At 38.8% G+C, this 12,091-nt stretch carries 11 protein-coding genes; 3 read left to right on the top strand and 8 right to left on the bottom strand.

Translation table 11 applies throughout. The annotated features are described in order from the left end of the window. Positions 1–12: 12 nt before the first annotated feature. Positions 13–852, top strand: coding sequence for a S9 family peptidase (locus LC419_RS08935; RefSeq protein ID WP_223607013.1), 840 nt, complete (start codon positions 13–15; stop codon positions 850–852). A gap of 365 nt (positions 853–1,217) precedes the next feature. Here LC419_RS08935 and LC419_RS08940 read toward each other — a convergent pair whose 3' ends face one another. The 7 genes from LC419_RS08940 to LC419_RS08970 all read right to left on the bottom strand — a co-directional run bounded on the left by LC419_RS08940 (position 1,218) and on the right by LC419_RS08970 (position 8,819). Continuing rightward, positions 1,218–2,039, bottom strand: coding sequence for a flavin reductase family protein (locus LC419_RS08940; RefSeq protein ID WP_223607014.1), 822 nt, complete (start codon positions 2,037–2,039; stop codon positions 1,218–1,220). Positions 2,040–2,184: 145 nt separating this feature from the next. Continuing rightward, complete coding sequence (gene fahA / locus LC419_RS08945; RefSeq protein WP_223607015.1) at positions 2,185–3,432, bottom strand: fumarylacetoacetase; 1,248 nt, start codon at positions 3,430–3,432, stop codon at positions 2,185–2,187. A 67-nt stretch (positions 3,433–3,499) separates the two neighbouring features. Beyond that, the gene (locus LC419_RS08950; protein ID WP_223607016.1) at positions 3,500–3,958 is read right to left on the bottom strand and encodes a hypothetical protein; all 459 of its coding nucleotides are present in this window, start codon (positions 3,956–3,958) and stop codon (positions 3,500–3,502) included. Positions 3,959–4,028: 70 nt separating this feature from the next. Then, the gene (gene hppD / locus LC419_RS08955; RefSeq protein ID WP_223607018.1) at positions 4,029–5,159 is read right to left on the bottom strand and encodes a 4-hydroxyphenylpyruvate dioxygenase; all 1,131 of its coding nucleotides are present in this window, start codon (positions 5,157–5,159) and stop codon (positions 4,029–4,031) included. Positions 5,160–5,395: 236 nt separating this feature from the next. Further along, entirely contained in the window at positions 5,396–6,190 is a 795-nt protein-coding gene (locus tag LC419_RS08960; RefSeq protein ID WP_223607019.1) for a hypothetical protein, read from the bottom strand. A gap of 139 nt (positions 6,191–6,329) precedes the next feature. Then, entirely contained in the window at positions 6,330–7,604 is a 1,275-nt protein-coding gene (locus tag LC419_RS08965; protein WP_223607020.1) for an acetyl-CoA hydrolase/transferase family protein, read from the bottom strand. 27 nt (positions 7,605–7,631) lie between these two features. Further along, complete coding sequence (locus tag LC419_RS08970) at positions 7,632–8,819, bottom strand: homogentisate 1,2-dioxygenase (RefSeq protein ID WP_090023979.1); 1,188 nt, start codon at positions 8,817–8,819, stop codon at positions 7,632–7,634. 121 nt (positions 8,820–8,940) lie between these two features. Between LC419_RS08970 and LC419_RS08975 the strand changes: the two genes are divergently transcribed. Together LC419_RS08975 and LC419_RS08980 are read left to right on the top strand one after the other, a co-directional pair. Beyond that, positions 8,941–11,010 (top strand): TonB-dependent siderophore receptor, encoded by a 2,070-nt coding sequence (locus tag LC419_RS08975; RefSeq protein ID WP_223607021.1) that lies wholly within the window; start codon positions 8,941–8,943, stop codon positions 11,008–11,010. Continuing rightward, entirely contained in the window at positions 11,007–11,468 is a 462-nt protein-coding gene (locus LC419_RS08980; protein WP_223607022.1) for a thioredoxin family protein, read from the top strand. Before LC419_RS08975 ends, LC419_RS08980 begins: the two co-directional genes overlap by 4 nt. A 150-nt stretch (positions 11,469–11,618) precedes the next feature. On the opposite strand, the gene LC419_RS08985 is transcribed toward LC419_RS08980, so the two are convergent. Continuing rightward, positions 11,619–12,089, bottom strand: coding sequence for a cupin domain-containing protein (locus tag LC419_RS08985; RefSeq protein ID WP_223607023.1), 471 nt, complete (start codon positions 12,087–12,089; stop codon positions 11,619–11,621). Positions 12,090–12,091 lie beyond the last annotated feature (2 nt).

Here is a 12,091-nt window from a genome sequence, read left to right on the forward strand (position 1 = left end):
AAGTTTAATTGTATGAAATTGATAAAAGATATTAACATAAATCTTCAAAACCCCGAGACCAGAGATTTTCTGGCGGATGCATTTTATCCCGAAACCGATCAAAAATTGCCACTGGTGATTTTTGTTCATGGTTACAAAGGTTATAAAGACTGGGGTGCCTGGAATCTGATGGCGGAAAAGTTTGCGAAAGCCGGCTTTTTCTTTGTGAAATTCAATGCTTCCCATAACGGAACCACGGTGGAAGATCCCCATAATTTTGCTGATCTGGAAGCTTTTGGGAACAATAATTATTCGAAAGAACTTTCAGACCTTAGTGTGGTGATTGATCATTTTGTGAAATATCCTACTGCGGATGATCAGAGGATTGTTCTGATCGGACACAGCCGTGGCGGAGGGATTTCCATCATCAAAACTTTTGAGGATGAAAGAATCAACGGGCTGATCACACTGGCGAGTGTAGATACCCTGGAACGTTTCCCAAAAAATGAAGCGCTGGAAAATTGGAAAAGGGAAGGCGTATACTATGTGCTGAACGGGCGTACAAAACAGGAAATGCCACATTACTATCAGTTTTATGAAGATTTTGAAAATAACGTACACCGTTTTGATGTGGAAAGAGCCACAGAAATGGCCAAAGCGTATGTGCTAATCGTTCATGGAACGAATGATGAAAGTGTAAGCGTAAAGAATGCAGAACATCTTCATATTCTGAACCCCAATTCAGAATTGTTCTTAGTTGAAAATGCAGATCACACCTTCGGTTCAAAGGAACCATGGACTGAAAAAGAACTTCCCGAAAACTTAAAAATCGTGACTGAAAAGTGCATTGATTTTATCAAACAAAATATTTAATATTTATTGTTAAAACTATTGTTGATCTCATTAAATTTCATACTTTAGTGAAATACTAATACCATTAAATAAAAATTTTCATGAAAAAGTCAAATTTAAAGAATGCTCAAAAATTAAGCAGAGAAGCTCAAAAACAAATTTCAGGAGGAGACAAGGTTTTACTATGTAACCTGAGTGGTTGTTTTAGTGATTATTTTAGCGACGGGAGAGGTGGGTGTGTAGTGCCTCCATGCGCTCCACCTAACTTGGGTACTGAAGTTGTAGACGCTAATGGACGCTATAAATGCTGTTACTAGACATTACATTTTAAACATAAAAAAGGAGTGAAATTTTCACTCCTTTTTATTTTAACTTCAATTTGAAAATTATTTAACTAAAACTTTCCAGGCTTCTTCGATTTTACTTTCCAGTAAAAATTGCTGAGCTTCCAGATGGATATTCTCATCTGCATGGAATTCCCCTGCAGGAAGTATTTCTACATTGGCGAGCATTCCCAGATCGTTTCCTGTAAATGTTTTACTGTATTTGATAGAATCTGGCAGTAGATCAAACCCGATTCCTTTTGTGATTAAAGGTTTCGGAACTTCAAAAATACTGTTCTCATTGCTTCTTGAGTAAAAGTTTCCTCCTAATCGGGCCACAATATCCAGTTTTTGCTGATCTAAATTCCCGGTTTCATTCAGATATTCTTCTCTGATATGAATTTTCTGAACCTCACAGATCACCAGATTTCCTGCACCTCCCTGATCTCCCAGAGATTTCACTTCTAAAACTTTACATTCAAAGTTGACCGGGCATTCTTCAATCAGTTTAGGCTGTACCAGATCTGCATCTTTCATGGTCAGTCCGGATTTAATGAATTCATTAATTCCGGTTTCATATTCTGTGGAAGCTAGAGAAATCTGCTGTACGATTGGAAAATTTACGGTTCCGATTACTACTTCGGGAACTTCCAGAACATTTTCCAAGGTATGTTTCGTCGTATTGTCACGTACTCTCCTTGATGGTGAAAAAATCAATATCGGAGGAACCGTACTGAACATATTAAAAAAACTGAATGGGGATAAATTGATAGTTCCGTTCTTATCTACCGTAGAAGCCAAAGCAATAGGACGTGGAGACACGGCGGTCTGCATGATGGTCTGAAGCTGTACGGGGGATAATTCGGATGGGATAACTGTTTTCATTTTTTATTTTTAACCACAAAAGTCACAAAAGCTTTAAAACCACATAGGTTTCGAAACCTATGTGGTTTAATGATCTATTCGTTGATTAAGTTTTATTTTTCATTTAACTTAATAAACTTAAGTGTTTCAATTAAAGATTAAATTATTAAACCGTTGGAATAATTTTACCGGAAACGTCACCGAAACCTACTCTAATTCCATCTTTTTCAGCCCAGGCTTTCATGGTAACGGTATCGTTATCTTCTATGAATTTTCTTTCCTGTCCGTCTTTTAGCTGTAAAGGATTTTGTCCTCTCCATGTCAGTTCCAGCATAGATCCGAAAGATTTTGGATCGCTTCCTGAGATGGTTCCGCTGGCGTAAAGATCTCCAACTTCTACGTTACATCCGTTTACTGTATGGTGAGCCAGTTGCTGAGTCATATTCCAGTACATGAATTTATAGTTACTTTCTGAAATCAGGTTTTCTTCACCATTTTCAGGTTGTAAATACACTTCAAGATTGATATCGTAATTTTTATCGCCTTCAAATTTTAAATAGTCTAAAACTTCAGGCTCCTGTTTTGGAGAAGCTGTTCTGAAGGGTTCCAGTGCTTCAAGGGTAACCACCCATGGAGAAATAGATGATCCGAAGTTTTTACCAAGGAAAGGCCCTAGTGGAACATATTCCCAAGCTTGGATATCTCTCGCTGACCAGTCGTTGAATACCACCATTCCGAAGATAGCTTCTTCAGCGTCTTTAGTTGAAATACTCTCACCCATTTCTGAGTTTCTGTTCAGGATAAAGGCCATTTCCAGTTCGAAATCCAGCTGCTTGCTTGGTCCGAAAAGTGGTTTTTCTGCATCTGCAGGCTTTGTCTGACCTTTTGGACGGTTGATTTCCGTTCCTGAAACCACGATAGAAGAAGCTCTTCCGTGATATCCTACGGGAAGGTGTTTCCAGTTAGGAAGCAATGCATTTTCAGGATCGCGGAACATTTTTCCTACGTTGGTTGCGTGCTCGATGCTGCTGTAAAAATCCGTGTAATTAGGGATGTGTACCGGCATCATCATTTTTACCTGATCCAGGTCGTAGAATGCGTCTGCAATTGTTTTTTCGTCTTTTGATAAGATAGAACCTTCCTGCAGAAGTTCCTGGATTCTCACGCGCACTGCATTGGTAATAGGTTTTCCCAGCTCGATAAACTCGTTGATGGTATAGGCTTCAAAAATATTGTCGTCTAATCCCTGAATACCTTCAAAATACCCAAGATCGTAAAGGGTCGCAAGATCTACTACCTGATCTCCGATCCTTGTACAGCATCCGATATATTCTTTATTAAAAACTGCTACTCCGAAAGGAATATTATGTATAGAAAAGTCTGAATCCGAAGAATACTCTACAAATGATTTCATAATTTTTTTGGAATTAAATTAAGGTGTAAGATAACAAATCTCTCAGGATTTGCTGTCTGAAAAGAATTTATTTCTTTTTGGAATAAGAGGCTTCATCGATCCATCTGTCTTTTGTATTGACATCGATAAGATAGAGAATGTCTTTCTGCCTGGTGAGCAGTAAAGTTTTGGTCACAGGAAGCGGAACTTTTTTATTCTCAAGCTTGTCTGCGCGCAGGGAAATGATGTTTTTTCTTCTGACGATATCACCGGTAAAAACGTTTGAACTGCTTTCGCCGGTAGCTTTGTCATCAAAAACCTCTACGTAGGTAGCGTCATTTCCTTTGATAATGATAAAATCTCTTTCCGTGTGGTCTTCCGCATCTTTAATGAAGACAAACTTCTTGTTGTCGATATTGACACTTTCAAGATTTTGGTTAATGCCCTTTCTTTCTTCCAGTCGGTTAAGGATTTCATTCAGGGTTCCATATTGAGCCTGAAGCCCTAATGTTCCGAAAAATAAAATCCCAATAAAAAATTTTCTCATACGATGTGTTTTTATAAAAAAGTTTTGTCAAGACTTTTCATCCTGACAAAACTTAATATTTATTGTAAAATTAAAGATTTCCTCTTCTGTCCTGCTCTCTTTCAAGTGCTTCGAACAATGCTTTGAAGTTTCCGGCACCAAAGCTCTGTGCACCGTGTCTTTCAATGATTTCGAAGAACAGGGTAGGACGGTCTTCTACAGGCTTCGTAAAGATCTGAAGCAGATATCCTTCCTCATCATGATCAATAAGGATGCCTAAGTCCTGTAATTTTTTAAGATCTTCGTCAATATGACCCACTCTTTCAGGAACCATGTCATAATAAGCTTCCGGCGGAGCAGATAAAAATTCTACACCACGCTTCTTCAGTTCAGTTACAGTGTGAATAATATCCTTTGTAGCGACAGCGATGTGCTGTACGCCTTCTCCTTCGTAGAAATCAAGGTATTCTTCTACCTGAGATTTCTTTTTACCTTCTGCAGGCTCGTTGATCGGGAATTTGGCAAATCCGTTTCCATTAGACATTACTTTAGACATCAAGGCAGAATATTCCGTATTGATCTGTTTGTCATCAAAAGAAAGAATGTTCACAAAGCCCATTACTTTTTCGTACCATTCTACGGTAGGGATCATTCTGTTCCAGTCTACGTTTCCTACACAGTGGTCTACGTATAATAAACCTGCATCTTCAGGGTTGTAAGCACTTTCCCATTTTTCGTAGCCAGGCATGAACGCTCCTTTGTAATTTTTTCTTTCGATGAACATGTGGATCGTTTCTCCGTAAGTATAAATTCCGGACATTCTTACCTCACCATGCTCGTCTGTTAAAGTGACAGGCTCCATGTATGGTTTTCCGCCTCTTTTAGTAGTTTCTTCAAAAGCTTCATAAGCGTCATCTACCCAAAGTGCCAGAATTTTCACTCCATCACCGTGTTTTTTTACGTGTTCGCTGATCGGTGAATCGGATTTAAGCCCTGTTGTTAATACCAATCTTATCTTCCCCTGTTGAAGAACATAAGAAGCACGGTCTCTTACTCCTGTTTCAGGACCCGCGTATGCTACAGACTGAAAACCGAATGCGGTTTTGTAATAATGGGCAGCCTGTTTAGCATTTCCTACATAAAACTCAATGTAATCTGTACCGTTGATCGGTAAAAAATTCTCAGCTTGAGCAATTTTTTCGGCAAATGTAAGTGTTGACATATTTCTATTTTTACTTTTATTTTAATGGTATGCAAATTACAAAAATCTTATAAATAGCGAAAACATTCAAGTGGATTCCTTGAATATACTTAACATAAAATTAAAGAAGTGTTCATTTAAGTATATTTAAGTTTATTTATAATGAAATGGGATGTCTACATTTGTTATTACAAAGAACAAGTGAAAAAGAAAAATATTTTCGAAACAGGAAAGCCGTAGAAATTCTACGGCTTTCTTTATTTTTCTACGTCTACTAATCTGTTCAGTCTTCCTGCATCAGGATTATAGTTGTCCCAGATCTTCCATACATTGTCTATTTTACGGATAAAATAAATTTGTGTATTCAGTTGGTTGACAAAATGTTCCTCGCCTGTTTCGCCTACTTTGAACAGCAGATTCCAAAATTCCTGGGTTTCCAGTATTTTTTTATCAGGTTCATCTGTAACGAGGTGAATATCAAAAACTTCATAGTTTGAACGGTTGTTTTTGGTGACCAGCTGAAAATCTCTTTCACACAATTCTCTGCTGAACTGTGAGGTTCTTTCCAGAAATGGTGAACCATCGAATACTAGGCCTTTAAAAATATCCGTTTTGTGTTCCGGAAAATGTTTGTAAAATTCAAATGCGGTTGCACAATAATCATACACCATTTTCGTAAGAAATTCCACACCATCTCCTGGTTCTTTCTCGTTGTTTTTTAGCTTTACAGACTGTATGTAGTCGTTTAAATCTTTGTAACCGAGGAAAATACAAATTTTATCAAGTGTTTTCAGGAAACGAAGATCGTTATGGGTCTTGTCCTGATAATCATTTTCGAAAAAACGCTGTAAAGTAACGTGCGATATCGTATTTCCTATTTCAAATTTTTTTCCGCCTTGCAGTTCTTCAGAGTCAGATAATTCATCTTTTATAATTTCGGAAAGAATAATATAATGGCTTCTTTTCCATTCACTCACATTCCCCAAAACAGAATTCCTTACTTTCGAATGCTTTTCAACTTCTTCCCGTATCGAATTATATATAGTTTTCAATTTCCCTTGGTTTTGAATGAGTTTATCAAAAACGCTGCCAAAATGTTAAAGCTTTTTTAAGATTCATCTTGTTTTTGTTGCTAATATCTTGTTTCCGCTCACCAAGATAATTCATGGTAAAAACGAAGCATTCTTATTTTTATTGTTTAAAGCGTTCGTACGCAGCTCTTTCCAGCATTTCCCTGTCATCCGGGTGTGCGATGCTGATCAGCTCCTGAGCTCTCTGACGTAGATTTTTACCATATAAATAAGCAGTACCATATTCTGTCACAACATAGTGAATGTGTCCTCTTGTTGTCACCACTCCGGCGCCCTGTTTAAGGAAAGGAACAATTCTTGAGATTCCTTTTTTGGTTCTGGATGTGATCGCGATGATAGGTTTTCCGTCTTCACTCAACGCAGCACCTCTCATAAAGTCCATCTGACCACCGATTCCGCTGTATTGTAAGGTTCCGATAGAATCTGCACAAACCTGTCCTGTAAGGTCAATTTCAATGGCTGAATTGATGGCAACCATCTTTTTGTTTCGCATGATATTGATCGGGAAGTTCACATCGCTTACATCTTTAAAATCAAAAACAGTATTATCATCTACGTAGTCATAGAGTTTTCTGGTTCCAAAACAGAAACTTGTGATCGTTTTATTATCATGGTAGCCTTTGTACTTATTGTTAATGACATCACTTTGGATCAGATCAATTACTCCATCACTCAACATTTCGGTGTGTACACCAAGGTCCTTGTGATTGGTCAAGCATTTCAAAACAGCATCAGGAATCGTTCCGATGCCCATTTGAAGTGTTGATCTGTCATCAATCAGTTCAGCCACATTTTTACCAACAAGCATTTCTACTTCTCCTACTTTTGAACCATAGTCTACTGTAGGAAGTTCCTCTTCATGCCAGACTAACTTGTGGATTCTGCTGATGTGGATCATTCCGTCTCCGTGAGTTCTCGGCATCAAAGGGTTGACGATAGCCACAATAAGTTTTGCGGTATCTACGGCTGCTCTTGCGATATCTACAGAGGTTCCCAAAGTACAGAAACCATGTTTGTCCGGTGGGGAAACGGTCACTAATGCCACATCAAGTGGCAGTATGTTTTTTCTGAATAAAATAGGGATTTCGCTTAAGAAAACAGGAACAAAATCTCCGCGTTCAGAATTCACAGCTTCCCTCACAGGGGTTGATACGAATAGAGAATTGACAAAAAAACTCTTCTTGTATTCAGGTTTTGCAATTTCCACATTTCCCTGTTGGGTAATGGAAACCATTTCTACATTTTCCAGACGGTGAGACTGTCTTGCCAGCTCGTCAATAAGATAATTCGGAGTACAGGCACTTCCGTGAAAAAATACGCGGTTTCCGCTTTTTACAGTGTATATAGCTTCTTCTGCACTAATATAATTGTACATAATGAAATTTTTTTATGAATGATTTTTTTATTCCTGAGAACGGTCTTCGATGGTTTTGTCTGATTCTTCCAGCCATGAAGTTTTATAGGATGGATCCTCTACTTTTAAAGCTTCTTCAGTAATTTTCAACGGACGGAACGGGTCTACCATTACTGCATATTCTTCAGTGAATTTTTTACCGATACTTCTTTCCATAGCTCCCGGGTGAGGCCCGTGTACGATTCCTCCAGGGTGTAAGGTGAAGTCCATCAGGTCGATGTGGTTACGGCTCATGAAATCTCCTTCCGTGTAGAACAGAACCTCATCAGAATCGATGTTGGAGTGATTGTAAGGAGCCGGAATAGCCATTGGATGGTAGTCATACATTCTTGCACAGAACGAGCAGACTACGAAATTATGGCCTTCAAAATTCTGGTGTACCGGTGGCGGTTGGTGAATTCTTCCTGTAATCGGCTCAAAGTTTTTGATATTGAATTTATAAGGATAAAAATATCCATCCCATCCTACGACATCAAACGGATGTGTAGCGTAGATGAAATCTGTGATCTGGTTTTCTTTTTTTACTTTAATTAAAAATTCCCCTTTTTCGTCTTTCGGCTCTTTAAAAACCGGTGCGATCATGTCTCTTTCGCAGAACGGAGAATGTTCAAGAAGCTGTCCGAATTCATTTCTGTAACGTTTCGGAGTATAAATAGGAGAGTGGCTTTCAAGTACAAAAAATACAGTGTCCTCTGAGTTCACTTCCACCTGATAGATGGTTCCCCTTGGAATAATAAGATAATCACCTGTGACAAATTCCAGGTCTCCTACAAAAGTTTTCAGAATCCCGGTTCCGTTGTGAACGTATAAAAGTTCGTCACATTCCGCATTTTTGTAGAAATAATCCATAGACTTTCTGGGTTTCGCCAATCCCATTTTCAGGTCATTGTTCATCAGAAGGATCTTTCTGCTGTCCATGAAATCATCTTCCGGCGTTACATTCATACCCTTAAACATTCTCGGAGCAATATTCTTTTCTACCGCTATTTTAGGGGTCACATCTTTCGGTTCCCCGATAGATTTGATCTGTGTAGGACGGTGGGTATGATAAAGCAGTGATGAAATTCCGTGAAAACCTTCCGTTCCGAAAAGCTGTTCATAGTAAAATTTATCTTCCGGTGATTTGAAAATCGTATGTCTTTTTTGTGGGATGTTTCCCGCCTGATGATATCTCATAGTACTTTTATATCTAGTTTCTCAAATTTAATCATTTTTCGTGAATTGATTCTAACAACATTTGTCATGGTGTTTTGTAATTCAAAAATAATTGTTAGATTTGTCTAACAATTTTAATTTCATGAAGCGAATACTATTTTCTACTATCCTTTTATCCTCTTATTGTTTTTCTCAGGAGACCGACAGCCTGAGTTTACAATCCCAAATAAAACAGGACTCATCTGCCGTTTCCCCACCGAAAATCAAGATGAGTGCTATTGATGATGTGGTCTTAACCGGAACGATAAAACCTTTCAGCAGATCGAAAAGTCCTGTAGCCGTAGAGGTTTACAGCCAGAAATTTTTCCAAAAGAATCCCACTCCGAGTATTTTTGAAGCCATTGCCATGGTGAATGGGGTAAAACCTCAGCTGAACTGTTCGGTTTGTAACACCGGAGATATTCATATCAACGGCCTGGAAGGTCCTTATACGATGATCCTGATCGATGGAATGCCCATTGTAAGTTCACTTTCTACAGTATACGGACTGAGCGGAATTCCCAACAGTCTTGTCGACAGAATTGAAGTGGTAAAAGGTCCGGCTTCTTCTATTTACGGCTCTGAAGCGATGGGTGGAGTGATCAATATCATCACCAAAAATGCCCTGACCGCACCGAAGTTGAGTGTTGATATGATGACCAGCACCTGGAGTGAAAATAATCTTGATGTTTCAACAAAATTTAATATTGGGAAGAATGCAGCGTCTTTGTTAAGCTTAAATTATTTCAGCTTTAAGGAAAAGATAGACCAGAACAAAGATAATTTCACGGATTCAGCTTTGCAGAGCAGAGTTTCTGTTTTTAATAAGTGGAATTTTCAGCGAAAGGAAAACCGCCAGGCGAGCTTTGCTTTGAGATACTTATATGAAGACCGTTTTGGCGGAGAAATGCAGTGGGACAGATCTCACCGGGGAAGTGGCGATGTGTACGGTGAAAGTATTTACACCAACAGGGCTGAAGTTTTCGGGCTTTATCAATGGCCTTTAAAAGAATATATCGTTACTCAGTTCTCCTATAATTATCATGATCAGAATTCTTTTTATGGGAGCAATCCTTACGACGCCCTTCAGAAAGTAGCTTTTGCCCAGACTTATTGGAGTAAAAAACTTGGAAAACATGATCTGACGGGAGGTGTGACTTTCAAAAGAACATTTTATGACGACAACACACCCGGAACGTTATCTTCAGACGGAATCACCAATGCACCGATGAAATCGCCGATCTGGGGAGCTTTTGTTCAGGATCAGTGGGAAATCAGTGATCAGCATACTTTACTGGTAGGTTACCGTTTTGATTATGACAAAATCCATCATGAAGTGCATTCGCCGAGGTTTGCATGGAAATTTTCTCCCAACCCTTATCATACCCTTCGATTCAATTTCGGAACGGGATTCAGGGTGGTGAATCTGTTTACGGAAGATCATGCAGCATTGACAGGTTCCAGAGAAGTTCTGATCAAATCTGATCTTAAACCTGAAAAATCCGTCAACGGAAATTTAAACTACATCTGGAAAATTCCGGTGGGAAACCGTTTGTTACAGCTTGATGCTTCTGCGTTTTACACGTATTTCAGCAATAAAATTGTAGGAGATTTTGATACTGATCCCGATAAAATTATTTACGATAATCTTCACGGATATGGAATTTCAAGGGGAGCTTCTATGAATGTGGATTTCAGTTTTAGCTTTCCTTTGAGCGTTAATTTAGGAGTGACCTACCTTGACGTTTATCAGAAATTTGATGGCGATAACAAAAAATCACAGCAGCTGCATGCCCCGAAATGGAGTGGAACCTACAATCTTTCATATAAGTTCGCCAATGATCTGACCGTAGATTTTACCGGACAATTCTATGGACCAATGAGACTTCCCGTACTGCCGAATGACTACCGCCCGGAATATTCACCGTTCTATTCTTTAGCGAATATTCAGGTTTCAAAAAGTTTCAAATCCGGTTTTGAGGTGTATTGCGGGATTAAAAACCTGTTCAATTTTACACCGAAAGATCCTTTGATGAGACCGTTTGACCCGTTTGATAAATATGCAGACGACCCGATAAGCAACCCGAACCATTACACTTTTGACACTGCTTACGGTTATGCGCCGATGCAGAGAATCAGAGGTTTTCTGGGAGTAAAATATACTTTGAAATGAAAACTTTTATTTTATTTTTAATGTTAGTGCCCTGTTTTTATCTGTCTCAGATGAAGACAGGCACTTTTTCCGATCTTGAAACATCGATGAAAAAAGATCCGAAACCCACGATCATCCATCTCTATACAGACTGGTGCTCGGTCTGTAAAATGGAAAAGCATGCCTTAAATAAAGATCAGGCCACTGTAGATCTTATCAATGAACATTTTTATATGGTCAATTTTGAAGCTGAAAAAACAAAAGAAAAAATCAGGTTCCAAGGCAGAGAATTCGGTTATCTTCCCAATGGAAGTTCCGGAATTCATGAATTAGCTCTGGCTCTTTCCAAAAATAAAAATCAGCCTGTTTATCCTTTGTGGATTGTTCTTGATAAGAACCAAAAATTGGTGTATTATCATGAAGGGTTATTGACGCCCGAAACCATGAAGCAAAAACTTTTGGAGATTTCTGCTTTGTAATGGCTTACGGTCATTGCGAGGACTGAATGGACGAAGCAATCTCATAAAAATATCTCCCGCAGATCGCACAGATGACACAGATTTTTCATTATGTGAAAGATCTAAACTGCCTGAAAATCTTTAATTCTTTAAATTCTTCAATTTTTAAATCTAAATCTCTGCATCAATTAAAACGGCTAACTGAATACATGGCTCATCCGATCTGTTGCTCCACGCATGATTGGTGCCTCTTTGAATCACAATATCTCCGGGTTTGAGAAGGGTTTCTCCTTCTTCCATCATCAGATAAAGCGTTCCTGAAAGAATAATAATATAGTCCAGGGTCTGGGTCTGGTGCATCATCGGGTGAGGTTCTCCGGCTTTGAATTCTACTCCCAGGTCCTTATCCGGTGGAATGACCACGTAACGGAAATAGGTTCCGTTTTTGGGAGTTTGCGGGAATCCGGTATTGGGAATCCGGATTTCAGGATCCAATCCTGCCGGCATTTTCTGAGTATTCCAGATATCTGAAATAATGAGTCCGGGAAGATGTTCCACTGCATTTTCTGTCTGCTGATCTTCTATAATGACAGATTTTCCATCTTTAATTCCTGTTACGACGCGTCTGGGTATTGTGTTCATAT

Origin of the sequence: Chryseobacterium sp. OSA05B, from assembly GCF_019970065.1 — a bacterium.
Classification (GTDB): Bacteria; Bacteroidota; Bacteroidia; order Flavobacteriales; family Weeksellaceae; genus Chryseobacterium.

Bases quoted from the DNA above. Each gene is read 5' to 3' on its own strand.
- LC419_RS08935 (WP_223607013.1), top strand. From the start codon at position 13: ATGAAATTGATAAAAGATATTAACATAAATCTTCAAAACCCCGAGACC.
- LC419_RS08940 (WP_223607014.1), bottom strand. From the start codon at position 2,039: ATGAAAACAGTTATCCCATCCGAATTATCCCCCGTACAGCTTCAGACC.
- fahA (WP_223607015.1), bottom strand. From the start codon at position 3,432: ATGAAATCATTTGTAGAGTATTCTTCGGATTCAGACTTTTCTATACAT.
- LC419_RS08950 (WP_223607016.1), bottom strand. From the start codon at position 3,958: ATGAGAAAATTTTTTATTGGGATTTTATTTTTCGGAACATTAGGGCTT.
- hppD (WP_223607018.1), bottom strand. From the start codon at position 5,159: ATGTCAACACTTACATTTGCCGAAAAAATTGCTCAAGCTGAGAATTTT.
- LC419_RS08965 (WP_223607020.1), bottom strand. From the start codon at position 7,604: ATGTACAATTATATTAGTGCAGAAGAAGCTATATACACTGTAAAAAGC.
- LC419_RS08970 (WP_090023979.1), bottom strand. From the start codon at position 8,819: ATGAGATATCATCAGGCGGGAAACATCCCACAAAAAAGACATACGATT.
- LC419_RS08975 (WP_223607021.1), top strand. From the start codon at position 8,941: ATGAAGCGAATACTATTTTCTACTATCCTTTTATCCTCTTATTGTTTT.
- LC419_RS08980 (WP_223607022.1), top strand. From the start codon at position 11,007: ATGAAAACTTTTATTTTATTTTTAATGTTAGTGCCCTGTTTTTATCTG.
- LC419_RS08985 (WP_223607023.1), bottom strand. From the start codon at position 12,089: ATGAACACAATACCCAGACGCGTCGTAACAGGAATTAAAGATGGAAAA.